This window comes from Cohnella algarum (assembly GCF_016937515.1).
Lineage (GTDB): Bacteria > Bacillota > Bacilli > Paenibacillales > Paenibacillaceae > Cohnella > Cohnella algarum.
This window is the reverse complement of sequence record NZ_JAFHKM010000002.1, coordinates 3142754-3166977: the sequence shown is the minus strand read 5'-3', so window position 1 is coordinate 3166977 and position 24224 is coordinate 3142754. Positions and strand designations below refer to the sequence as shown.

Below are 24224 nucleotides of genomic sequence, written 5' to 3'. Positions count from 1 at the left end.
AGGAGGAGGCCTGTAGACACTTTAGTGTGGTTTAGGGGCATTCGTCAGCAGGTTTAACTCGCGGGCGCGGGCGACCGCTTCCGTGCGTCTTTGCACTTGAAGCTTTTCGAAAATCCTTCGATTGTGACCTTTCACCGTATCCAACGCCAGGAAGAGCTTCTCGCCGATTTCGCGATTGGAGAGGCCGTTGGCAATGAGCTCCAGCACCTCGATTTCGCGCGGGCTCAGCGGTTCGATCCGTTTGCCCTTCGTTCCGCCTTCGAGGACCCGGCGCACGCGCTCGAGCCCCGTTCGGGCTTCTTGAAGGGCCGGGTGCGGCAAATCGCCGGCAAGCCGCAGAGCCTCCCGGTAACGTTCTGCCGCCAGATCGGGCCGATCTTCCGCTTCCCGTATTTGGCCGATTCCGATCATGGCCATTGCGGCCATCAATTGATGGCCTATCGTTTGGCTGTTCGATATGACTTCGTTATAAGCGTCGCAAGCCCCGGCGTAATCCCCCCGCCGCTGGCAAGCGACGCCCAGCATCCAGGCGGACGCCGTCCGAACCGGAAGGTTATCCGGTCGGAGATACGCGAGCGCACGGCGGGATTGGGCAATGACCTCGTCTATTCCGCGCGTTCCTTTTATCCGACCTTCGCTTGCGGGCGCGATCAACCCGACCAGTTCATCGGTTTTATCTTCGAGCCCCGTGGCTTGCATGGCCGCTTCGGCTGCCTGAAGCTTTCGTTGGGCGCCGTCTTCCTTGTCGGTCAGCATCAAGGACGCCAACGTAGCGCGAGTCGCCGCGATCAACCCGATCAGATCCCTGACGCCGTCGTCCCGCTCCGCGCCTTCCAAAGCCGCCTCTGCCGCTCGCAGCTTGGGTTCGACCCCCGTCGGCTTGCCCGCGATCAGTAGAGCCGAACCGTAAATCGCCCATAACGCGGGCCTGGCATCCAGTTCCGAGGCCGGCAGCGACTCCAGCCAGTCGAGCGAAATTCCCGCGGCCCCTCGCAGATGCAGCGGCATCCCGTCGCCTTGAAGCAGACGCGAACTGCGCTCCGTATCCCGGGATTGTACGGCATGACGAAACGCTTCGATCTCGAAGCCGTGGTCCTCATGCCATGCGCTCGCTCGTTTATGCAATTCCGCGATCGTGCTCCCGTCGGCGCTTTCCCGCAACCGTCTGCGAAGAAGATCCGCGAACAAATGGTGATAACGATACCAGCGTCGTTCCTTATCCAAGGGAAGGACGAACAAGTTCTTGCGATCAAGATCGATTAACATGTCCCTTCCGGAAATCTCGGGATCGAGCATAAGGTCATCGCATAACGATCCGCACATCCGGTCGAGGATCGAGGTCCGCAGCAAAAAAGCCCGCACGGCTTCGGGCTGCCGCTGCAGAACTTCTTCTGCAAGATAATCCAGCACGAAACGGTGGTTGCCTGTAAAAGACTGCAGGAGCCGAACGGCGTCCTCATCTTCCTGTGCGGAGATCGCAGCCAAATGCAGACCCGCAACCCAGCCCTCGGTGCGCGACTGGAACCCGGCTATGTGGTCCATGGACAGGTTCAGCTCCATCGCACGGTTAAAAAAAGCTTCGGCCTCGGCAAGAGTAAATCGCAAGTCGGCAACGCGCAGCTCGGTTAACTGGTCCCGAGCCCGCAACCGCGGCAGGGAAAGATCAGGGTCTTCGCGGGTCGTCATGACAAGGTGCATCTGCTTGGGAAGATGGTCCACCAGAAAGGATACGGCTTCGTCGACCCCTTTCGAACTCGCCGCATGATAGTCGTCGAGAACGAGGATGAATGGAGCCGGAACAGCCGCGAGTTCGTTAAGAAGAGCCGACACAAGCGACTCGGTCGGCGGCGGTTGAGGCGATTGCAGCACGGAAAGCACGCCTTCTCCTATATTCTCCGCTATCGTCCGAAGAGCGGAAATCATACAGGTCAAAAAACGCGCGATTTCGTTGTCCCCCTGCTCGAGCGAAAGCCATGCGGCCTGCCGCCCGCAGCCGGAAAGCCATTCGCAAACCAAGGTCGTTTTGCCATAGCCCGCCGGCGCAGAGATAAGGGTCAACTTTCGGTGCAACCCCTTGTTCAAACGTTCCGTTAACCGTCGGCGCAGAACCGCTTTCGGCCGAGGCGCGGGAATATAAAATTTGGTGGCGATGATGGACGTTGACATAAATTTATTTTACCAGCATCGACGTTCCGGCATCAATGGGACAGTCTCCCGAAAATCCGAACGAAATCATCCGAATAAATTCAGATCGGTTGTACAAAATTTACTCGTATGGATTCCGGTTCCATGCAACAATCAATGCGGAGGTTGACAAAATGAACAAGCTTGGCGCACACGAAGTCATGGAGCTTCACGAAGTGCTGAACAATGCCATTAGCGGACTGAACACGTTGAAGCTGTTCCGCCCGCATGCCAAGGATCAGCAGCTGCAAGCGATGCTGGATCGGCACACGCAGGCGATGACGATGGAGTACAACCATATGGTCGAGTTCGCGACCCGTCAGGGGGCCTCCCAGGCCGTGCCCGCGCGCCGGATGAACGCCGGCATGGGCAACGTAGGCACCGCGACGAACTTGGCCTCCATGAACGCCGGCATGGGCACCGCATCGAACATGGCCCCGATGAACACCCCAAATCCGTCGTTCCAGCCGACGTACGGCCTGCGCAACCCGGAAACGATGGCTCCCGCGGGAACCGCAAACGAAATCGACGATGCGGACGTCGCGCTGTGCGTCGTAGGCTGCCACAAGCATTCCGCCTCCCTGAAAATGAAAGCCGCGCTCGAAATGGCCGATCCGACCCTTCGCCGGATGATGCAGCACGGGGCGAACGCTTGCGCGGACATGGCGTACGAAGGCTTCCAATACGCGAACCAGAAGGGCTACTACCAGGTGCCGACGCTTCAGGATACGACGACCGCCACCTATCTGCAAGCCTACGGCTCGGCTCCGATGGATCAAATGCCGCAGCCCGGGATGCCGCTGCTGTAAGGAAGACGGGCCAAACGAAGAAGGACGCGAGCCGCGTCCTTTTTTTCCACACTCGGGATTCATTTCGTCTCCTCCCAAGGTTTCGTTGATGTTCTTGACCCATGGGTCGGCTTCCGCTTTCAGACGAATCAATAAAGGGATGCGATCTCCTCGTGGCGGAAGCAGCAGGTCAGATGGTCCTGCACCAGCCCCGCCGCCTGCATGTGCGCGTAACAGATCGTCGAGCCGACGAACGAGAAGCCCCGCTTTTTCAAATCTTTGCTGAGCGCGTCGGACGCCGGTGTCGAGGCCGGCACGTCCTTCAGCACTTTCCACTCGTTGCGGATCGGCCGGCCGTCGACGAAGCGCCAAATATAGGCGTCGAAGCTGCCGAATTCCTCCTGTATCTTCAGGAACGCCGCAGCGTTGCGGACGGCCGCCTCCAGCTTCCGGCGATTGCGGACGAGCCCGTCGTTTAGCATCAGTTCCTGAAGCTTTCGCTCGTCGTACCGGGCGACGGTCTCGGGATCGAACCCGGCGAACGCTTCCCGGTAATGCTCCCGTTTGCGCAATACGGTATACCAGCTCAAGCCGGCTTGCGCGCTTTCCAGCGTCAGAAACTCGAATTGCTTCCGGTCGTCATGAACCGGTACGCCCCATTCCTCGTCGTGGTACCGAATGTATAGCGGACTGTCGTTTACCCAGCCGCAGCGGATTCGCGAATCGATGTTTCCCGCCCCCTCCAGAATGGCATCACATTGCCCGGCTCTTCCACGAATGCCGGCTTTCCGTTATATCGCGACTTTCATTCGCTACCGCTCTGTCTCCTTCCCGTTCTCCATCATGCCCTTCAAACGCTGCAAGCGATCCTCCCATCTGCCGCCGATCGCCTCCGCCCAATGCGAAATCTCGCCGAGCGGCTCCGGAGACAGCTCGTAGCGTTTGCCGCGGCCATGCTGGCGGACGCTCACCAGGCCCGCTTGCTGGAGAACGTGCAAGTGCTTGAGAATTCCCTGCCGCGTAATCGGGTACGACCGGGCAAGCTCTGTCGCCGTCTTCGGCCCCTGGATGGAAAGGGTCTCCAGCAGCTGTCTCCGGATCGGCTCGCCCAACGCGTTAAAAACAAGCTCGACGCTCAATGCGGCAAGCTCCTTCCCTCGATGTGCGCCTGCAGATTTTCCAGCGACATGCCGTACCCTTCCTCCGTCTGCCGGGCCTGATCTTTCGTCTCGTTGGGGGAATGATGAAAATACAAGGTCGCCCCTTCGCAAAGCTCCGGAATTTCCCAAGGCGATCCTGGCGCATACCAGCGCGAGAGCTGTTCCGCCTCCGTCACCGCCTTCCAGACGCGTTCCTGCGGCGCATCGATCCAGATCGTGCGCATCACCGTGACTTGACTCATTTTCCTGCGCCTCCCGTTCCGTTCCATGGTCTAAAACCAGCTTATATGCAACTTTTCGGTTGCACCTATAGTACCATAGCGCGGGGCGAATTCGCAACTCTAAAGTTGCATATTATCAGCGCACTTCGTAATAGCCGACCCGCTCTCTCGCCGACAAGCTCTTCATGTCGTGTCCCGATGGACTTTGGAAAACCCGCAGTCCGAACTCCGGCGCGACGGCCAGAATATGGTCGAAAATATCGGACTGAATTCCCTCGTACGCGGCCCAGGCGGTATCGTTCGTAAAGGCGTAAATTTCCAGCGGCAGGCCGGTTTCCCCCGGCTCGAGCTGCCTCACCATGCGCGTCATGCTTTTGTGGATTTTGGGGTGATGCTCGAGATAGTTTTGGATATACGCCCGAAACACGCCGATGTTCGTCAGCGCCCTGCCGTTTACCGGGCTGGACCGGTCGATTTCGTTTTCCAGATTGTATTGTTCGATTTCTTTCTCTTTGCCGGCGATGTAGTCGCTCAGGTAATGAATTTTTTTGAATTTGTCGATCATCTCCGGACTGCAAAAAGCGATGCTGCCCGTGTCCAGCCGAATGGAACGTTTGATGCGCCGGCCGCCGGCATTTTGCATTCCTCTCCAGTTGATGAAGGAATCCGAAATGAGCGCGTAAGTCGGAATGGTCGTGATCGTTTTATCGAAGTTCTGGACTTTTACCGTGTTCAAGGAAATATCGATGATGTCGCCGTTCGCGCCGTATTTCGGCATTTCGATCCAGTCGCCGACGCGCACCATGTCGTTGGAGGTCAATTGAACCCCGGCGACCAGCCCAGGATCGAATCCTTGAAAATGAGCATGACGACGGCAGACAAGGCGCCGATCCCGCTTAAGAGAATAAGGGGACTCTCCCCGATCAGGTTGGAGATCGCGAGAATTCCGCCGATGGTAAAAATGATAATTTTAGCGACCTGGATGTAGCCGCGGATCGGTCTCATTTTCGAGACTTCAAAGGTGCAATAGAAATCGTTCAGCGCGTTCAGAAGAGCGTCCAGCACCGCCAGCGTCACGACGATGATATAGATGGCGACGCCCTTCGCGATCAAGTGCTGATAGGAAGGGAAGCTGAAGGAAAAATAATAGATGATGACGGCCGGAACCAGATGGGAAAGCCTCTGGATGACCTTTCGCTCCAACAGATAATTGTCCCACTTGAACCGATTGTTGTGAATGTAAGGGGTAATGACCTTGAGGATGACTTTTTTCGTGATAAAATGCGCCAAGATGCCGAGCGCGCCGATTCCGACGATCATGATCATATTGGCCAGATAGCCCGCAATCGTTGCCTGAACTCCGAGATCCGCCAGCAGGTTTTTGATAAAATCCATACCTTCCTCCTAAAACGAATAAAGGCCCGCCTGGATACGCACCGGCAGGATGCGCGACGGGAGCTGTTTCGTCTATCCTACCGAAAGCTCCTGTCGCCGTCAACGTATGGCCAACGATTTGTTGTATAATGGAAAGGCAAGCTCCGTTTCGGAGAACGGCCGGTTTTGAAGGTCGGCATCTAATTATGGACGATCAAGGGAGAGTGCTGCGAATGTATACGACTTACAGAAGCGCCGGCCAACATCTCGCTTAGCGCGCTCTGAATGGTCGCGGACGAGATGGCGAACCCGATGCCCTGGGCCTCGGCGTTCACCGCCGTGTTCATGCCGATGACCTCGCCCTGTTCGTTCAGCAGCGGTCCGCCGGAATTGCCGGGGTTGATCGACGCGTCGGTCTGCAGCAGATGCTCGTACTGATGCTCGGTACCGTCTTCCTCCGCGATGGTGATCGGACGCTCCTTGGCGCTCAGCACGCCGACCGTCATCGTATGGTCCAGGCCGTACGGATTGCCGATCGCGATGACCCAATCCCCGATTTTCGTTTGATCCGAATCCCCGAACGCCAGCGTCGGGAACGCCTGGCCGTCCGGGCTTTCGACCTTCAGCACCGCGATGTCCAGCTCCTCGTACGCGCTCACGACCTCCGCTGTCAGCTGCTCGGCGTATCCGGGCACGGTCACCTTCAACTCCGAAGCGTCGGCAATGACGTGCTCGTTTGTCAAAATGTACCCGTCCTCGCTGAAGAAAAATCCGGTTCCCGTTCCCATCAGCTCGGGTTCGGCGCTTTGCCGCTGCTGCTGCGGCCCGTCCATCCAGCCGCCGCGTCCGCCGAACAGATACGCTCCGTACGTGTCGGTCGGGATTCCGTAGTTCTCGATTTCCACCACCGCCGGATTGGCCTGCTCGAAGACCGAGGAAATATCATCTTCGGCGTTTAGAGAAGCGGTGGTGATCCCGGAGGAAGCCGAATAGGCGCTGCCGCCCGATGCCGACATCCCGGCCTCGCCGGACGCGTCGCCGGTGAACAGGCTCAGCCGGTCCGACAGGAAGGAGAGGCCTCCGACGACCAGAGCGCCGACCAGAAAGGACGCGAGAATCGACCTAGCCGACGTCCGTCCCGGACGCGCTTCGCGCCGGCGGCCGCCCCCGCCCTCCGAAGCCGCCGAACGATCGGCCTTCGCCAGTTCTTTTTCGTAGGCCGACTGGATCGACCTGAGCTTTTGCCCGGAGTCATAGCGGTTCTCCGTCGCCGGTTCGATCGTTCTTTCCGTGTTCGTTTCATTCGTTGTATGTTCATTCATTCGAATCATCCTCCCATGCTGTCGATGGCTCTATCATGAAGGACGAATCTAAAAGGAAGGTTAAACGAACCTAAAAGAAGCATAAGAATTCTACTGCAGCCGTCCGATGAATTTCGGTTCGCGCCGCGCGGCAGGATCGATTTCTGCCGATTTCTTTTTTACAGACGCATGATACTTGGAGTAGAATACAGATGTTCCATCAAGTCATAACAAAAAGCAGGGATGAATCCTTGAACCGGGCAAGCGTTGCTCTGAAACGAAAAGCCGACTTCTGGCTGAACCGATATTTTACGGGAAATTCCCTGGACTACAAACAAATTTTCGGAATTACCCTGCCAATCTTCGTCGACACGTCGTTCATCGTCCTGATGGGCATCCTGAATACGGCGATGATCAGCTCCTCCGGGGTGGCCGCGATCAGCGCCGTCAGCACGGTGGATTCGCTCAACGTTTTTATCCTTAGCGTATTTATCGCCGTGGCGACCGGGGGAACCGTCATCGTCGCGCAGTACAAGGGCAGCGGAAATCGGGACATGGTCTGCCGTTCCGCCGCCCAGGCGATCTTGGCGGTCGCCGCCGTCGCCCTGCTCGTCAGCGTCGTCGTGATGCTCTTTCATAAGCAGACTTTAAATCTCTTATTCGGCAGCGTGGAGGAAGATGTGCTCCGGCTCGCGGCGATCTACTTGATCGGGAGCTGCATTTCGTTTCCGTTTCTGGCCGTGGAGCAGGCCGCGGCCGGGGTGCTGAGAGGCGTCGGCGAGACGAAGGCGAGCCTGATCATCTCGTTGATCATGAATCTCTCGTACTTCCTGCTGAATCTCGTCTTCATCAAAGGGTTCGACATGGGCGTCTACGGCCTCGCGATCTCCCTGATCGCGGCCCGGGCGATCGGCGCCGCCGCCGCGTTCGTCTATTTGATCAAATACAACCAGACGCTGGATTTCGCGGCAAAGCGGCTGCTCAAAGCGGATTTCGGCCTTTTGAAAAAGATTCTGTTCATCGGCCTCCCGTTCGCGGCCGAGCAGATGTTCTTCAACGGCGGCAAATTGCTGACGCAAACGTTCATCGTCCAGCTCGGCACGCTCGCCGTGACCGCCAACGCGATCGCCGGCTCGATCTCCATGCTCCTTCAGATCGGCGGCAACACGCTCAGCGTCGCGATCGTCACTGTCGTCGGAATGTGCGTCGGAAGCCGCGACATTCAGGACGCGCGAAAGTTTATCCGGTCGTTTCTCGGCTTTTCGGTCCTGCTGTTCGTGCTGCTTGCCGCCGTCATTTTGCCGTTATTTCCGCTGCTGATGGCCTTGTACGCTTCGCCGGACGAAATTGCGGATACGATCTTCCTACTCGTGCTGCTGATCTCCGTCGCCCAGCCCTTCCTGTGGGCGCCGAGCTTCGTGCTGCCCGCAGCCTTGCGCGCGGCCGGAGACTCGAAATTCACGTCCGCGGCTTCCCTGGCCACGATGTGGCTGTTCCGGATCGGATTGGGCTACCTGTTGGGGATTCCGTTCGGCATGGGGATTGCCGGCATTTGGCTGGCGATGGTGGCGGAGTGGGGCGTTCGCGGCCTGATCTTCGCCTGGCGCTTCAAGGGCGACAAGTGGTACCGGCATAAGCTGGTGTAAGGCGAATTCCGGCCCAAGACGACCTGCCGGTTCGGCCATAGGGTCGACCGACCGGCGTCATTTGCAGCGAAAGGCACCGCGCGCTGGGAGCTGCGCGCGGTGCCTTTCGCGTTACTGGCTCTTGCTCCACTCGGCCACCCTGCGATAGCTTTCTTCCTCCGAAATATCCTCGACCCGGGTCATGATCGACCAGCGGATGCCGAACGGGTCCAGAATGCTGCAGTACCGGTCTCCGGAAACAAAGTTCGCCGCCGGCTCTCTCACGGTCGCTCCGTTGGCTACGGCCAGGTCTAAAGCTCGGTCGACGTCGGGCACGTAAATGCCGAGCGAATAGCACGCATTGCCGTCCCCCGGCGGCGGAACGAGCCGATAGGCCGGGTTGGCGGCGCCGAGCTGCAAATAGCCGTTGCCAAAATCGATGTCCGCATGAACGATAATTTTGTTGCCGTCGTCGCCGAATTCCGTCACGCTTTTCGCCTTTGCCCCAAAAACGGTTTCGTAAAAGGCGATCGCTTCTGCCGGATCGTTCACGACGACAAACGGCGTTATGGCGGTGTACCCGTTAGGGGTCCCATTTCGGACATGCTTTCCCGTCATACCCGCGCTGTTGCTTGGATTGGCCATTTCCATTCCTCCGATTCGCAATATCTTGAGCCTCGCATCGCCGATTTCGTCCGGGCTTGCCGTTGCGGCGCCGTTGCGAAATCGGTTTTCTTTTGCTAGGCTCCATTATAGAAGCTTGGCCGTTCGTCTGTATTGTAAAAAGGCGACGCGGACATGTCAGGAGGCTGGTGCGCATGAAACATGGGGACGGCTCGTCGACGCGCGGCATTCTGCAAGCGGCCGCCGGACAAGGCAAGTTTGCGTTGTCCCGCTTCTCGCCGGGACCGCCGCTCGAACCGTTCGTCGAGCATTACTGGACCGTAAGCTATGATCTGGGCGAAGGGCAGCGCCACACCCAGACGGTGTTGTCGTTCCCGAACGTGCACCTGGCTTTCGAGTCGGACGACGAGGGACGCCGGGCGCTGCTGTACGGCATCCCGAAGCGGCCGTTCGTGCGCGAATTGCGCGGAGCGGGCCGGGTGCTCGGCGTCAAGTTTCGCGCGGGCGGGTTTTTCCCGTTTTGGCGGCGGGACGTCTCGACGTTAACCGGAGAGACGGTCCCGGCGTCCGAAGCGTTCGGTCCCCGCGCCGACGAGTGGCTGAACGCGGTGCTCGATGCCGGCGACGATGCGGAGATGGCGAAGCGGACGGAGCTCCTCCTGTCGGCGCGGCTACCGGAGCGCGAACCGCAGGCGGAGCTGGCGGATCGCATCGTGCGGGAAACGATGAACGACCGAACGATCGTCAAAGTCGAGCAAATGAGCGAGCGAACCGGGCTGTCGATCCGGCAGCTGCAGCGCCTGTTCCGCAAATATGTCGGCGTGACGCCGAAATGGGTGATCAAGCGGTTCCGGCTGCAGGAAGCGGCGGAGCGGCTAGAGCGGGAAGAATCGGCGCAGTGGGCGGAACTCGCGGCGCAGCTCGGCTATTTCGATCAGGCGCATTTTATTAAAGATTTCAAGTCGGTCATCGGCCAATCGCCGGCCGCCTACAGGAAAGATTCGTGCCGGGAAAATCCCGGACAATGACATTCGGCTTCAGGCGTCCGTGCCCGAACTCGAGGATTGCCGCCGGTCAAAGAAGGAAGTCGCCGAATCCGTCACGCGGATTTAAAGTTTTTCGATAAAGACAGGAGCCCGGAACCGCGAAAAAACCGCCCGAACATCGGATTCCCGACGTTTCGGACGGTTCTGGCCGCGTTTTATTTCTGCGCCGCCTCCCGGTACTCTCGAATCCAATCGGAGTGCTTCGCGAGCTCCTTGGCGAAGGAAAGCAGCACGCTCAAGCCTTCCTTGACATCCCCCCGGTCGAGGTGCTCTTTCATTTTTTCATAGGTTTCCGGCCGGAACATTTTCATGATTTCGTTTACGTCATCCTTCGGGCTTTCCGGGATCGAGATTTTCGTCGCTTCCTTTTCGATCAAGTCAAGCTTGCGTCGCCCCTCGTCGCTAATTTCCAGCAGGTCGCGGGGGACTTCCGGAACCGGAAGCTTCGATCCCGTTTGCCAAACCGTCGGCTGGCGTTCGCCGGATAATTTCGGATAAGTTGCGTAGGGGTTGCCCGTTACTTTCATTCCACTGCCTCCTTGCGGTTTGTAGACAGCGTTCAAGCTGCCTTTGACGAGCCTTGAAAACCATCTATCTTTTTATATCGGCACGCCATGCGTTTTCCTTGAATTTTACAAGCTGCAAAAATAAAGAAATCTCGCACCCCTACCGCAATTGTCTTTTCAGGTAAACGTACACCGTCCACGGCGCGAATACGGCGATCAGCAGCAGGCCGACGCCGATGCCCGCCGCAACGTCGGCGGCATCCGCCGTGCCGTACAGCAGCCCCCTGGTCAAGTTGACGGCGGCGCTGATCGGATTCAACTCGATCGCCGCCCGCAGCCACCGGGGCATCGTCGACGTGTCGACGAGCACGTTGCTGGCGAACAGCAGCGGATAGACGATCATCATGCTCGTGCCCGACACCGTCTCCGGCCGCTTGGCCGCATTGCCGATGAGCGCGAACACCCAGCTGGCGCTGTAAGCGAAAAACAGGACGTACAGCGCTGCCAGCGCGGCGCCGGCGACGCCGCCGTCCGGCCGGAAGCCGAGCGCAAGTCCCGCGGCCAAAACGACGAGCAGCGCCGCGGCGTAGCGCAAGCCGTCGGCGGCAATCGAGCCGAAGACGGCGGCGGGCTGCCAGAACGGCATCGTGCGGAACCGGTCGTAGACGCCTTTGGCGATATCCGTGCACAGCGTCGTGCCGCTGTACACCGTCATCGGCACGACCGTCAGCACGAGGATGCCGGGCAGCAAATACTAAACGTACCCGCTCGCGGAGCCGGACCGCCCGCCGAACAGGAAGGCAAAGATAAGCAGCATGACGATCGGCGACAACGCCGCTTCGATCGCAAGGCCGAACCCGTTGTTGCGCATATGATACAGCGTTCTTTGCGCGAACAGCGCCGTCGCGGCTGTCGTCCCGCAGCCCGTCCGGCGCCAGGATGTCGACCGTCGTTCCGTAGCAGGCGATGACCGACAGCGCATACTCCTTTTTGTAAAAGGTCGTGCGCACTTCGATGCGATCGCCCAAATATTCGCATTCGCCCGGGAACTGCTCGAGCACGCGCATGCGCGCCGACAGGTCGAAGCGAAGATGGGCCCGAATCCCTTGCCCTTCTTCTTCGGCTTCCGGCTCGTCCGGCACGCGGCGCGGGGAGAACGTCTCCTCCGACACGTCGAGCCGGGCGATGCGCGAAACGCGGAAATACCGTTTTGCCCGGCGCGACCGGCAGTATCCTTCCAGGTACCAGACGCCCTTCTCCCACAGCAGATTCATCGGCTCTACGCTGCGTTCGGAGGGCGTGCCGGATGCGCTCGCATAGGCCATGCGCACGACGCGCGATTGCCGGATCGCCCGAAAAAGCTCCCGAACGTTCCCCCGCTCGGGCTCCGGCGCGCTCATGCCGAGAATGAGAGCTTCCCGGTCGTTCGCCAGAGCGGGATGCAGGCTCGCCAGCTTCCGCATCGGGGACGCGACGGCGCTTCCCATCGCCCCTTCCATCGCCTTCAAAAGCGTGTAGATCACCGAAAAGTCGTCGACCGAGAAATGCTGCCTCGTCAGGAAAAATCCGCCCATCAGCTCGAAGCCGCCGTCGGCGCCGCTGAAGGACGCGACCGGAATGCCGGCCCGATTGATCAGCTCCGCGTCACGGTAGACGGTGCGTGCCGACACCTCGAACTTGGCGGCCAATTCCGCGGCGGTCACCCTTTTTTTGGCCATCAGTTCCAGCGTTATGCCCAGCAGACGGTCCAGTCTCATGCGCATCTCTCCTCGGTCGACGAACCTGTCGGCTCATCCGGGTTTATCCTACTCCCCTAATTATGACATAATAGTTGTCAGGATTAATAAGACGCAAAGAAAAAAGCGCCCGTTCGAACAGGCGCTTTCCGTTAATTCAAGGCTTATTTTAACATCTGACGTATTTCCGCTTGAAACCGAGCTGGCCTCTATCGACCGCCTTTTGGATATTTTCGGCAGCGTTCAGGAAACCGCTCTTTTTCTTGTCCTTTTTGACTTCTACCGGGCCTACCGCCTTCGCGGTCTCCACCGCCTTATCGTGAAGCGGCTTAAAGGATATTGCTGCCGTGTAGATGAAGTTATTCATCGCGTATTTCGTTCGCTCGGGGGCCTCGTGAATCGTAGCTTTCGCCCGTTCAAGCATGCCGGCAAGCTTGCTTTCGGAAAACTCGGCGTCCGGGCGGCTCCCCAAAAGCCAGCAGTAGCAGCTCCAGCCTGCCGACATTTTCAGTTCTTCGCCGCTGGCGATCCATTTGTCCGCCACTTCTTGCGCGATATCCGTCTCGGCCAACGTGACCGCCACCACGTAGTCGGAGATCATGTAAAAATAAGCCTCATCGATCCAGCGCTCGAAATCCGCTTCGGTCATCGCCTTCGGATCCGCGATAATTCCGGCAAAGTACATGGCGTCATAGTTCCCCGTAGCGTAAAGCTGCTCGGCCAACGCCTGATTGATTTTTATTTTTTTGACAATCGGCTTCATTGCGCCCGTCGCCACGCCGAAAAGCGGTTCGCGCGCGCCATTGCATAAGTAAATTTTCCTCAGTCTTTCCTTGCCGAGAGCCTCCAGCTCCTGCATGACCGTTTCCATATCCATCATTCAATCCTCCCTTCGGCTTGACGTTCTCTGCCTATAGTTTACCATATACTAGCGATTGCCGACTAGAATTTACCATTCTCCTTTGATTACAAAAAACGAGCCCCGAACCGTTCCGGCCAGTTTAGACTTCTGCCTGGCAAACTTGAACTTCTTCTCTTCCAATTCCCTGGGGACCTCCATCCCCTCGGAAAGCTTAAATCCAACGGCCCGCTTCTTCGGGTCATCCACCGTATACATGACGTTGACCGCTAGTCCGTCCTCGTAGAAGACGAAGGCCCATCTTATATTTTCCACCTGAAACCGCGACGTTTCCAAAGGTTTGGCCGCAAACTCAAGACCGCGCTCTTCTTTCAAAATCCGGTTGACATATTCAAGGGTCTCCCGGCTTTCGCCGGCGGGTACGACCGTAAACTCATGCTTGTATTTGTTCATAAAGTAACGGGCTTCGTTGGCGCGCAAACCGGCAAGCGCTTCCGCTACCGGCGAAGACTCCAAACCGGCCGTGGACACGTTTTTAAAATCAACGAGGCGGGACATTTCCATTTCTCCTTTTCTCTTAATATTTCCTGACGACGGGAACCCACATTTCGCCATAAACGAACCCGTCACGCCGATCCTTCACGACCGTTGCATTCGGCCCGCCGACATAGGCAAAATTTTTGGCTTCCGGCAAGACTTGGCCGAAGGCAATGCCGGCCAGCTTTTGATTCAATTCATCGTCCGTCTTCCCTTCCCCTTTCACAACCAGGTATTCCCCCTTGGGAAACTGGATATTCCTGCTGGATTCTTCCGATGCCGGGGCCGATGCCTCGATCATGACGCCGGCATAAAACATCATCTTGTTATTTACCGCTTCGTTCACGGCAAAAACGTAGTCGTTTGCGGCCATGGCTTTTAATTTGTCAAGCCTTCCATCTTGGCAAACGGCTTGCCAGAAGTCCGACTTTTCCTTGTTTATGCCGGCATAGTCCGTGTAATCGCTCTTCAGCTCGGTTCCGAGACCGAAAACGGTAAAGCCCTCTTTTTCTTCCAATGCGTAATTCGCCATCGTTCATAACCTTCCTTCTTTGGATTTAAGTTCGAGTTAGGTCTTCTTGCTTCGACAGGTTTATGATAACCTTTAATCATGTCAAAAAACGATACGGTTTAGGAGTCTTCATGAAAAAAGTCGAACGGATTAATACGATCATGCGGTATATCAACAACCGGTCCCAATTTACGATATCGGAAATCATGCGGGAATTTCGGATCTCCCGTTCGACGGCGATTCGGGATATCCGGGAAATCGAGGCCTTGGGGATGCCGCTTGTCGCCGAAGTCGGAAGGGACGGGGGGTATTTTGTCATGCACAACTCTCTCCTGCCCGGCGTGCGTTTTACCGACAATGAGGTCAAAGCTCTTTTTATTGCCTTTATGGCCACGAGAAACGCGCAGCTCCCCTATCTAACGAGCCGTCAGTCTTTAGCCGAAAAATTGCTGGGCCTCATCTCGAATAACCAGCAGGACGACCTCGTTCTTCTAAATCAAATCCTGCTTTTCGAAGGAACCAACCCGCATAATCCCGACCTGCTCGAGCTTTCGGACCTTCCCCATCCGATGTTGGAGAAACTCATCCAAAACCTGCTGGCGGATCGGTGCTTATGGATTGCCGTCGATGAAGAGGAAGGAATCCGGTCTTATCCCGTCTATCTCTTGCATCTTTATCATGAAAAAAGCTATTGGTGGATGGAAGGGTTTGATTTGGAGGAAGAGAAGAAGAAGATTTTTCCCGTCGACCGGCTCGCCGATGTCAAACCCTACCCGGCGAAAAAGAGATTAAACCCGAAAAAGATTTTGGAAAAGCTCGGCAAGCAGGAAGAAGAAATCAACCTTGTCCTCGAACTGGGGCCAAACGCAATCGCGCAGTACAAAAAATACCATCCGTTAAAAGCTTCCCTTTCTTATACAAATCCGTATCAGGCCACGGCCATTCTCAAAACTTTTGTCCAAGTGAATAAGCCCGAAGAATTGGCCGAAATCACGAATTGGCTTCTTTTCTTGGGCGAGGACCTTAAAGTCAGGAAGGCTCCGGAAGAAGTCCTGAAAGGATTGCGGGCGAGATTGGGCCGTCTTCAAGAAAGGTTGAGCAATTAAAAGCAACCATGCCGGCAATATGGGAGGAAGGCAGCATCACTTCGGACAGCGATTTCCATTTTTGGGGTTCCTTCATTTTGGTGCTGCTCCCGGTGTCGATCGCAGCGAAGATGATCATTCATATCGCGTTTGTCATCTTCAACAAAATCGCCACGAATGAAGATGAGCAGGCAGACCGGATTTCGCTTTATGTGATTTTCTTCGGGTTTATTTTATCCATGGTTCCGCTCGTTACGGATCTTCCGACTTACTGGACGTTTCTTGTGCGATCTCCTTCGGTTTTTTATCCGACCTGCTGGGACGTATCGCTCAATTATACTTTTACAAAAAAGGAGTTTGACATGGGAAAGGATGCGATCAGCAATCAAATACGAAATCTCCGATTTCATCATAACGGGATGACCCAGCAGCAATTGGCCGATAAAGCCGGGGTCACCTGTCCGGATCGGGGAAGAGCACGACATCAGGCAAAAGGTCCGCCGTCATAACCGGATTGTTAATGATCGCCGGTTTGGTTGCAGGCCTATTTAGCGTCGTTCCCGTTATCGATGGAGCAGACTACCTGGCGAAGGCTTCCGCAAATGAAAACCAGGTGCTTGCAGGGGCGTTTTTCCAGTTGCTCATGGTCGCTGCGTATGTCGGCGTTCCGGTTTTGATGTACCCGATTTTAAGCAAGCCGAACAAAGGCCTGGCTCAACCTGGCGGACCGAAACGCTGTACCCGATTAAGAGATATGCTCTGGAAGGCTGGTGTGCCTGCAATGAATAAATCGGAACGTTTTTGGGACCAAACAGCAAGCCGTTACGATCAATTGGAAAAGAAGGATGAGCCGACTTACGCCAAGATGATAAATAAAACGAAAACGCATCTCCGAGCAAGCGACATCGTTTTGGATTGCGGCTGCGGGACCGGGCGGATCTCCAATGAAATTGCCGGATACGTGAAAGGGATTCAGGCGATCGATATCTCGTCGAATATGATTACAATTGCGGAGAACAAGGCAAAGGAACGAAACATTGCCAATATAACCTACGCTCATACGACCATTTTCGATGAAAGGTATAAGAAAGGCTCGTTTGATGTCATCCTGGCCTTTCATGTTCTGCATTTATCGGAAGATGAACATATCGTTTTGCAAAGAATGCATGAACTGTTGAAACCGGGAGGATTATGGATTTCCGCAACGCCATGCGTGGGCGATAAAATTTTTCTGAGAAGCTTGTTATTTCTTGCAGGTCAAATTGGTTTAGTGCCGAAAATAAGATCGTTTAAAATACGCCATTTCATCCATGCCATCGAGCGAGGGAATTTTTCCGTTGTCGAATCGGATAGCTTGAAGAAACGTTCTCGGGAATATTTCATCGTTGCCCGAAAGATTTGATTAACGATTGAAAAGAGGGGGAGCCTCGTGGATCGAGAGAAGGAAGGAACGGAAGCCGAAGACAAGCGAGTCTCCGTCGCGGAGACAGACAAGCAGATGCACGAGGGCGCTGCCCCTTTGGAAGATGACATTTGGATGGAAGAGGAGGATGACGAAGACGCCCCGCCTCCCCGACGCAAATGGATCCGGAACGCGGTGCTCGTTTTCCTCGCGGCCGCGCTCGTCGGCAACATCTTGGCGTTTTGGCCGCGAATCTACAATCGGGAAACGCTGCCCTTTCTTTTCAAATCCGGGGAGATTTCCAGCCGGGAAGACATTCAAGGCTACAAGGAAGCGATCGTCCAGATCGGCTCGGACAAGGGCAAGGGAACGGGCTTCCATATCTCGAACGGCTATATCGTCACCAATTACCATGTCATCGTGGACAATGCGTTTACGGTGGTACAATTTCCGGATCGCTCGCCCGGATATGAAGCCGAGCTTGAAGCCGCCGATCCCGAGCTGGATATCGCGATTTTAAAGGTGGATTTGGGCGGCGAAGAACTGCCTTATATCGAAATCGAACGCGAACGGCCGTGGGAGGCGGGCGACTCCGTCTTCGTGATCGGCAATCCGCTTTATTTTTCGCAAATCGCCGGAGAAGGCAAGCTGATCGGCCTGGTGCCGATTCGAAACCGGCCGAAGCCGGCGCTCGCGATCGACGCGCAAATTTTCAAAGGCCACAGCGGCAGTCCGGTCATCAACGAACGCGGCAACGTCGTAGCCGTCGTCTACGCGACGACGGAATTGGATCGCGAGGGCGGGCGCATGAAAGCCGGGTTGGCCGTGCCTGTCGACGATATGGACGATCTGCTGAGGAGAATGCCCTGAATCAGGATTAAAACGAGGACGCGATTTGCTCGCGTCCCCGTTGCGACCCCGACGATCGAGGAGACGGATGATTGCCTTAACGGTCCTCCTGCCCATAAAACCGGTACATCGACATTTCCTTGTCCGTGGCTCGCGCCAGATCGAAAGCTTCTTTCACGCTCTTTCGATTTTGAATCATCTCGTAAAATAGTCGGATAGCAAACATAAGCGCCGCGTTTCCATCCGGATAATCGTCAGGTCCGATGTACGCCTTGCACCCCGCATCCGCTAACGCTTTGGCCATCCCCGGCTCTCCGAGCGTACATCCGTTTGCAATCACGATTTTCTCCTTCAACCTGGCGAAACGCTTGATTTCATCCGGTCCGAAGTCCCCGGCCGGTTCCCCGGCTTCATAAACCTCTTCGGCCAATTCGGGCATGACGAATCTTCCTTCATCTCCAACTCGCAATTCGGTCCGCATACGACGGCTACGTTCATTTCCGGCTTGCTCATGATTTTATCCCTCCTTCTTGCCGTACAATGTGACCGATTGCCCGGCCGGAAAACGATGATGAGCTATGAAACGTACGCCAGCACGCTGTTCCGGATTGCCACGGTTCGTCTCGGCAGCTGCGAGGACGCCAAAGAAGCGATTCAGGATCCCTTTATCAAACTAATGGAAAAAGCGCCCGATTTCAAGAATGCCGAACATCGGAAAGCCTGGCTGAGCCGGGTGATCACCAACAGACTTCTTGCCGGGAGTAAGAACTTGAATATTTCGGTTTGCCAAGCAAATCGACTCCGCCGTCTAAAGGAGAGAGAATGTCGAATAAACAAGAGCCCTCGGAACCGGTCGGTTCGAAGGCTCTTGTTGTTAAGCGATTAAATCAAATCGGACTTCTGCAACAGCAGCCGTATCATCGTTGCAGCTTCGGCTCTCGTCACGTAGGCTTTCGGTGCCAGTCCGGCTTCCCCTCTGCCCGATACGATGCCGGCTTGAACGGAGTCGGCAATGCCTCTCTTCGCCCATCCGGATACCGCTGCCGCGTCCGCGAACGAGCCAAGCGCCGCGTCTGCCGATGCCTCCGGCAGCTTGTCTTTCAAGCCGGTAACCTTCATTGCGTTGGCAATCATCGTCATCGCCTGCTCGCGCGTAATGCGCTCGTTCGGTCGGAACGTGCCGTCATCCAGGCCGCTGATCAGACCGTACTCGGCCGCCGTGCCGACCGCGCCGCCGTACCAGTCCGATGCCTCGACATCCGTGAAGGATGCCGCTCCGCCCTCGACCTTGAGGCCGAGACCGCGAACGACCATGGCCGCAAACTCGGCGCGCGTGATTTCGCGATCGGAGCTGAACAGGCCATTTCCCGTCCCCTCGATAACCATCCGCGATCCCATGTCGTTTGCCGCATCCTTCGCCCAGTGATTCGCCATGTCGGCAAACTCGAGCGGATGCCAGACGACGGAGTACATGCTGTTGGTCAAGCTGTTGATCTTCGCGTAATACTTGCCGTCGATGACGACGATCTTCGTCGGCACGTGGCGTACCGTTCCGTCCGGATCCACGACCACGCCCGTCGTCATCCTGTTCGGGTCGACGCCTTCCGGAATCGCGATCGTACGCTCTACGTAAGCATTGAATCGAGCGACTTCTACCGTCTGATCTCCAAAAATCGCGCGCACCGTAAATTCGACCGGGGGCGCAACAAGCGTGAATGTGCCGTTTGCAGCTGCATTCTCTACCCATGTGACTTTTTCCGCGTTCGGAGCGGAAATTTCGATCTGCACCCTGATCTCTTCCAGCGCCACCGACTCGCCCGCCCGTTCGGAAATCGCGTCGATGTTGATTTGCAGCGCCGGCAGCGTGTAGGTCCCCTTTTCCGTTTGGAGAACAAGCGTAGCCGAAGCATTCTCCATGTTCTTGACAATCTGTCCGTTCAGCTCGCCGATGATCGTATCCGATCCCGTTGCGACCGGTATGGTCACAACCGTACGGCTGCCTTCCGCCTCCAGCTTCGCTTGCAGCCTGGCCGGATCGACGGTGACGATTGTCGTCTTCACGCCGCCGACTTCGGTCGTCGTTGCCTTGCCCAGCTTTTCGGCCTTGCCGTTTACGAGAACTTCCGCATCATCCGTGTCATCAGTTGCGCCAGGCGCGGATGCTGGAGGTACGGGAACTGGCGTAATTACCGCAGGCTCCGCTGCTGCCACAGCCGTCGTTTGGCCGAAGCGCGCGACTTTGCCGCCGGTTGCGTCGATTTCCGCTACCCCGATTGCATCGCCATTCGCCGCCGGGATCAGGCCGTCGGCCGGCAGATCCGCGTAACCCGTCAGTACATCGCCTACGTTCGGCACCGCCACGCTGCCGCTGCCGAAGTTGCGGTACGCGAGCTTACAGCCCGCCGACACGTCCGGCGTTACCGTGAGCTTCGTCTTGCCGTCATTCTCCGCTCCGCTCGGGTCGCTCGACGTCACCGTCAGTCCAGCCGCCGGAACCGGTTCCGGCTCTGGCTCTGGATCTGGACCCGGTCCAGGACCCGGTTCCCCGGGCTCGTCTGCCACCGTAGCGGACGTTTGACCGAAGCGCACGACTTTTCCTGTCTCCGCGTCAATTTCCGCTACCCCGATCCGATCGCCATTCGCCGCCGGGATCAGGCCGTCGGCCGGCAGATCCGCGTAATCGTTCAACACATCGCCTACGTTCGGCACCGTCACGCTGCCGCTGCCGAAATTACGGTACACAAGCTTGTTGACCGAGGTTACGTCCGGCGCCACCGTCAGCTTCGTCTTGCCGTCGTTCTCGGCCCCGCTCGGGTCGCTCGACGTCACCGTCAGCCCCGTCGCCGGAACCGGCTCCGGATCGGGGCCCGGTCCGGGTTCCGTCGGCTCGTTTGCCGCCACGGCCGACGCTTGGCCGAAGCGCACGACTTTTCCTGTCCCCACGTCAATTTCCGCTACCCCGATTGCATCGCCATTCGCCGCCGGGATCAGGCCGTCGGCAGGCAGATCCGCGTAACCCGTCAGCACATCGTCTACGTTCGGCACGCTCACGCTGCCGCTTCCGAAGTTGCGGTAAACGAGTTTGTTGCCCGCCGAAATGTCCGGCGCCACCGTCAGCTTCGTCTTGCCATCATTCTCCGCGCCAGTCGGGTCGCTCGACGTCACCGTCAGCCCCGTCGCCGGAACCGGCTCCGGATCGGGGCCCGTTCCGGGTTCCGTAGGCTCGTTTGCCGCCACGGCCGACGCTTGGCCGAAGCGCACGACTTTTCCTGTCTCCGCGTCAATTTCCGCTACCCCGATTGCATCGCCATTCGCCGCCGGGATCAGGCCGTCGGCCGGCAAATCCGCGTAATCGTTTAACACATCGCCTACGTTCGGCACCGTCACGCTGCCGCTGCCGAAGTTGCGGTACGCGAGCTTATGGCCCGCCGAAACGTCCGGGGTCACCGCCAGCTTCGTCTTGCCGTCGTTCTCGGCCCCGCTCGGGTCGCTTGACGTCACCGTCAGCCCCGTCGCCGGAACCGGGGCCGGAGGTTCATCCGACGCCACGGCCGACGCTTGCCCGAAACGCACGACTTTTCCTGTCTCCGCGTCGATTTCCGCTACCCCGATCCGATCGCCATTCGCCGCCGGGATCAGGCCGTCGGCCGGCAGATCCGCGTAATCGGTCAGCACATCGTCCACGTTCGGCACCGTCACGCTGCCGCTGCCGAAGTTGCGGTACACGAGTTTGTTGCCCGCCGAAATGTCCGGCGTCACCGTCAGCTTCGTCTTGCCGTCATTCTCCGCGCCGCTCGGGTCGTTCGACGTTACCGTCAGCCCCGTCGCCGGAACCGGGGCCGGAGGTTCGTCCGCCGCCACGGCCGTCGTTTGCCCGATGTGCACGACCGTTCCCGTCGCCGCGTCGATCTCGACGACTCCGATCTTATCGAAGTTTGCCGCCGGAATCAGGCCGTCGGCCGGCAGATCCGAGTAGCCGGTCGGGTCCAGCACATCGCCTTTATTCGGCACGATCACGTCCCCGCTGCCGAAGTTGCGGTACACCCATTTGTTGCCCGCCGAAACGTCCGGCGTCACCGCCAGCTTCGTCTTGCCGTCATTCTCCGTGCCGCTCGGATCGCTTGACGTTACGTTTAGTGCGCTTACCGCGACCTCGAGGGATGCCTCGCTCGGATTGACATAATAAGGGGTACCGTGGAATTCGCCGATATAACCGGAATAAACGGCTTTAAGGGTATGAACGCCTTCCGGGAGTTGGCTGTAATTAAAGTTAAACATGCCGGCCGGTGCAATCCCCGCGATTGTCGACGTGATCGGCACATTCTCGATCTGCAAAACGCCGTCAACGTAAAAGGCCAACGTTCCCCCAAATACATACGTACCTAAACCTTGCATATAGGACGGAGCGCCCGTTACGGAGGCGATATAGAAAGGCATGATCGCTTGTCCGATGACGACATTCCTTGAGCCGCTAATCATGATCGCCGAAGCCGTTCCGCCGATGGAAAGCCGGGTGCTCTTATTGCCGGCCTGATCCACGGCCTCGACCGCGTAATAGGCAGGCGTCGAAGGGGCGGGTATGGTATGCGTCGTACCCCAAATCTGGCTAACCTCGCTGTTGACATACACATTATAATATTCCACTCCGCTGCCCGTGCCGTCGGTAGCGCTGTCCCAGGATAACTCGACATTGCCGCCGCTCTCGTTTTGGGTGATGGAGGCGCCGTCTTCCCAAACGGGAGATGTGCTGTCGATCTCGATTTCGGAATAAGCGATACGCGACTTGTTGCCATTTTGGTCTATTAAATAAAAGCCGGCCAATTTCAACGTTCCATCGTCCAATCCGGTCGTGTCCAACGCGAACGGGACGGTTGCATTCGAGTTCTCGGTAATCGTGCCGACCTTCTCATCGCCGTTCTCCGTAACCTGATAAACATCGATCGACTGACCCGGAAATAACATATTCGTATCGGGTTCGATCGTAATTTCATGCGCGTGCGTTTGCTGACCCGATACGTAATCCGGTTCTACATCGAAATTGATGCCCGAGATGCCGTATAGCTGCGGATAACGGTCGGTCTCCATGAACCAAACTTCTTCGAAATCCCACTTGTCGGATTCTTCCGATGCCGACGTGAACGTAGCCTCGTCCATCATGGCAGATGAGCTCCGCCCTATGCCGTACAGAGAAGCGTCGGATTCGTCCTCATCCTCCTTGCCGGATACGGTCGTATCCCAATAGGACGCGGTTACCTCCGAGCTCGAATCCGAGTTATTGGCGATCAACCCGCCATGGATCGTGCCCGTCGCATCGACATGACCCGCCGCATAGCTGTGCTCGATGCTGTCGAGAGAGGAATAGCCGATCAATCCGGCGATTTGATTGTCGCCCGCTACATCTCCGGTAGCATACGAAGTCTCGATGTCGTTTTCAAGCGACACGCCCACAAGCCCGCCGATGGAGCTCCCGGTCGCCTGTACGGTTCCCGTCGAATAGCTTCTGCTTATATCCGATTGAGTAGCAAATCCGAGCAGCCCTCCCGTCACCTGGGTGCTAACGATTTCCGCTTCAGAATAGGAGTTGTATATCGACCCGTTTACAAACTTGCCGACCAACCCTCCGACGTTGTTTTTGCCTGTCACTTTACCCGAAACCATCCGATTGTGAGCGAACTCGACCCTTGAATCCTCGTCTGCATCCGTCAGGCCTGCCAAACCGCCCACATAGGTATCTCCCGTCACGTCTCCGCTGACGGTAATAAGAGTAATCCATGATCTCTCGAACATGTTCGTTTGTTCGATCGTTCCTGCCAGAATGCCGACATTGACCCGACCGACAACGCCCGGCGCCGCCGTCTCGATCGTCAAATCGAACACATGTCCGTTGCTTATTTTGGAGAAAAAGCCGATATTGTCCTCCGTAGGCCGGTCGATATACAAATTGCTGATCGTTTTGCCGTTGCCGTCAAATATTCCGGAGAAGCCGACGCCGTCGTTCAGGCCGATCGGACCCCATTCGCCTGTAAGCTCGACATCGTTCATCAAAATGTAGCTGTCGCTTAAAGGGTACCCTGTCGTTCCGATCGAAGCCAGATCGTACGCATCCTTAACTTGCCAAGGATTTTCGAACGAGCCGTCTCCGTCCATTGCAGAAGGTTCGGCATAGGCCCTAAGGCCCGCCGAAGGGAACAAGGACAAGATCAGCAATAGGCTGGAGAGCAACAGGAGCAGCCTTCTGCCGGAAAAAGCCCCGATCCTTCGCGCGCCGTTCTGATTGTTCACGCATAACCCACCTTTGTCAAATATGATCGCCTAGTGCTTTCCGTCTCATTATAAAGAATGGCGATAAACGCAGAATAAACAAGAAAACGCCGGAGACATCCCAGAAAGACAGAACTCCCCGGAGCGATAGGCGT

General features: G+C 57.0%; 22 protein-coding genes and 3 pseudogenes. 9 read left to right on the top strand and 16 right to left on the bottom strand.

Going from position 1 to position 24224, the window contains the following annotated elements; all coding sequences use genetic code 11:
- Positions 1-21: 21 nt before the first annotated feature.
- A complete protein-coding gene (locus JW799_RS30420) occupies positions 22-2058 on the bottom strand; it encodes a winged helix-turn-helix domain-containing protein (RefSeq protein ID WP_240353286.1) in 2037 nt (678 codons plus the stop codon).
- Positions 2059-2318: 260 nt separating this feature from the next.
- Here JW799_RS30420 and JW799_RS14245 point away from each other — a divergent pair, with 260 nt between their 5' ends.
- Complete coding sequence (locus JW799_RS14245) at positions 2319-2993, top strand: spore coat protein (protein WP_205430386.1); 675 nt, start codon at positions 2319-2321, stop codon at positions 2991-2993.
- Positions 2994-3121: 128 nt separating this feature from the next.
- On the opposite strand, the gene JW799_RS14240 is transcribed toward JW799_RS14245, so the two are convergent.
- From JW799_RS14240 to JW799_RS14220, 5 genes and pseudogenes are all read right to left on the bottom strand, one after another.
- A complete protein-coding gene (locus JW799_RS14240) occupies positions 3122-3700 on the bottom strand; it encodes a DNA-3-methyladenine glycosylase I (RefSeq protein WP_205432980.1) in 579 nt (192 codons plus the stop codon).
- 84 nt (positions 3701-3784) lie between these two features.
- A complete protein-coding gene (locus JW799_RS14235; protein WP_205430385.1) occupies positions 3785-4111 on the bottom strand; it encodes an ArsR/SmtB family transcription factor in 327 nt (108 codons plus the stop codon).
- Positions 4108-4374 carry an SRPBCC family protein gene (locus JW799_RS14230; protein WP_240353285.1) on the bottom strand — a complete coding sequence of 89 codons (267 nt, stop codon included), beginning with the start codon at positions 4372-4374 and terminating at the stop codon, positions 4108-4110. Before JW799_RS14230 ends, JW799_RS14235 begins: the two co-directional genes overlap by 4 nt.
- Before the next feature lie 115 nt (positions 4375-4489).
- A pseudogene (locus JW799_RS14225) lies at positions 4490-5748 on the bottom strand (mechanosensitive ion channel family protein).
- A gap of 179 nt (positions 5749-5927) precedes the next feature.
- Positions 5928-7049, bottom strand: coding sequence for a S1C family serine protease (locus JW799_RS14220; protein WP_240353284.1), 1122 nt, complete (start codon positions 7047-7049; stop codon positions 5928-5930).
- 230 nt (positions 7050-7279) lie between these two features.
- Between JW799_RS14220 and JW799_RS14215 the strand changes: the two genes are divergently transcribed.
- Positions 7280-8674 carry an MATE family efflux transporter gene (locus JW799_RS14215; RefSeq protein WP_240353283.1) on the top strand — a complete coding sequence of 465 codons (1395 nt, stop codon included), beginning with the start codon at positions 7280-7282 and terminating at the stop codon, positions 8672-8674.
- Between the two features lie 111 nt (positions 8675-8785).
- On the opposite strand, the gene JW799_RS14210 is transcribed toward JW799_RS14215, so the two are convergent.
- Complete coding sequence (locus JW799_RS14210; RefSeq protein ID WP_205430382.1) at positions 8786-9298, bottom strand: VOC family protein; 513 nt, start codon at positions 9296-9298, stop codon at positions 8786-8788.
- Between the two features lie 173 nt (positions 9299-9471).
- On the opposite strand from JW799_RS14210, the gene JW799_RS14205 reads away from it, so the two are divergent.
- Positions 9472-10305 (top strand): helix-turn-helix domain-containing protein, encoded by an 834-nt coding sequence (locus JW799_RS14205; RefSeq protein WP_205430380.1) that lies wholly within the window; start codon positions 9472-9474, stop codon positions 10303-10305.
- A gap of 173 nt (positions 10306-10478) precedes the next feature.
- Here the strand turns inward: JW799_RS14205 and JW799_RS14200 are convergent, their stop codons facing one another.
- The 3 genes from JW799_RS14200 to JW799_RS28685 form a co-directional block, all read right to left on the bottom strand.
- Positions 10479-10850 carry a hypothetical protein gene (locus JW799_RS14200; protein WP_205430378.1) on the bottom strand — a complete coding sequence of 124 codons (372 nt, stop codon included), beginning with the start codon at positions 10848-10850 and terminating at the stop codon, positions 10479-10481.
- 139 nt (positions 10851-10989) lie between these two features.
- A complete protein-coding gene (locus JW799_RS14195) occupies positions 10990-11580 on the bottom strand; it encodes an ABC transporter permease (protein ID WP_240353282.1) in 591 nt (196 codons plus the stop codon).
- A 3-nt stretch (positions 11581-11583) separates the two neighbouring features.
- Positions 11584-11811, bottom strand: a complete 228-nt coding sequence (locus JW799_RS28685) for a hypothetical protein (protein WP_240353281.1) — start codon at positions 11809-11811, stop codon at positions 11584-11586.
- An 83-nt stretch (positions 11812-11894) separates the two neighbouring features.
- On the opposite strand from JW799_RS28685, the gene JW799_RS30415 reads away from it, so the two are divergent.
- On the top strand, positions 11895-12149 hold the full coding sequence (locus JW799_RS30415) for a hypothetical protein (RefSeq protein WP_476695927.1): 255 nt from the start codon (positions 11895-11897) through the stop codon (positions 12147-12149).
- On the opposite strand, the pseudogene JW799_RS30410 reads toward JW799_RS30415, so the two are convergent.
- From JW799_RS30410 to JW799_RS14175, 4 genes and pseudogenes are all read right to left on the bottom strand, one after another.
- A pseudogene (locus tag JW799_RS30410) lies at positions 12062-12547 on the bottom strand (helix-turn-helix transcriptional regulator); the annotation flags it as partial. The gene JW799_RS30415 and the pseudogene JW799_RS30410 overlap by 88 nt on opposite strands.
- Positions 12548-12734: 187 nt before the next feature.
- Positions 12735-13442, bottom strand: coding sequence for a DNA alkylation repair protein (locus JW799_RS14185; RefSeq protein WP_080834933.1), 708 nt, complete (start codon positions 13440-13442; stop codon positions 12735-12737).
- A gap of 72 nt (positions 13443-13514) precedes the next feature.
- Positions 13515-13982, bottom strand: a complete 468-nt coding sequence (locus JW799_RS14180) for a phage tail protein (RefSeq protein WP_205430376.1) — start codon at positions 13980-13982, stop codon at positions 13515-13517.
- 19 nt (positions 13983-14001) lie between these two features.
- Complete coding sequence (locus JW799_RS14175; protein WP_080834937.1) at positions 14002-14493, bottom strand: GyrI-like domain-containing protein; 492 nt, start codon at positions 14491-14493, stop codon at positions 14002-14004.
- A 110-nt stretch (positions 14494-14603) separates the two neighbouring features.
- Here JW799_RS14175 and JW799_RS14170 point away from each other — a divergent pair, with 110 nt between their 5' ends.
- The 4 genes from JW799_RS14170 to JW799_RS14155 all read left to right on the top strand — a co-directional run bounded on the left by JW799_RS14170 (position 14604) and on the right by JW799_RS14155 (position 17829).
- Entirely contained in the window at positions 14604-15578 is a 975-nt protein-coding gene (locus JW799_RS14170) for a helix-turn-helix transcriptional regulator (protein WP_080834939.1), read from the top strand.
- Between the two features lie 77 nt (positions 15579-15655).
- Entirely contained in the window at positions 15656-16066 is a 411-nt protein-coding gene (locus JW799_RS28680; RefSeq protein WP_240353280.1) for a helix-turn-helix domain-containing protein, read from the top strand.
- Positions 16067-16077: 11 nt separating this feature from the next.
- Complete coding sequence (locus JW799_RS14160; RefSeq protein WP_205430375.1) at positions 16078-16959, top strand: DUF4386 family protein; 882 nt, start codon at positions 16078-16080, stop codon at positions 16957-16959.
- Between the two features lie 27 nt (positions 16960-16986).
- Complete coding sequence (locus JW799_RS14155) at positions 16987-17829, top strand: S1 family peptidase (protein ID WP_338026270.1); 843 nt, start codon at positions 16987-16989, stop codon at positions 17827-17829.
- 76 nt (positions 17830-17905) lie between these two features.
- Here the strand turns inward: JW799_RS14155 and JW799_RS14150 are convergent.
- A pseudogene (locus JW799_RS14150) lies at positions 17906-18268 on the bottom strand (delta-aminolevulinic acid dehydratase); the annotation flags it as partial.
- Positions 18269-18319: 51 nt separating this feature from the next.
- Between JW799_RS14150 and JW799_RS14145 the strand changes: the two are divergent.
- Entirely contained in the window at positions 18320-18694 is a 375-nt protein-coding gene (locus JW799_RS14145; protein ID WP_080834943.1) for a sigma factor, read from the top strand.
- Here JW799_RS14145 and JW799_RS29645 read toward each other — a convergent pair.
- On the bottom strand, positions 18691-24090 hold the full coding sequence (locus tag JW799_RS29645; protein WP_205430374.1) for an S-layer homology domain-containing protein: 5400 nt from the start codon (positions 24088-24090) through the stop codon (positions 18691-18693). The two genes, JW799_RS14145 and JW799_RS29645, sit on opposite strands and share 4 nt — an antisense overlap.
- Positions 24091-24224 lie beyond the last annotated feature (134 nt).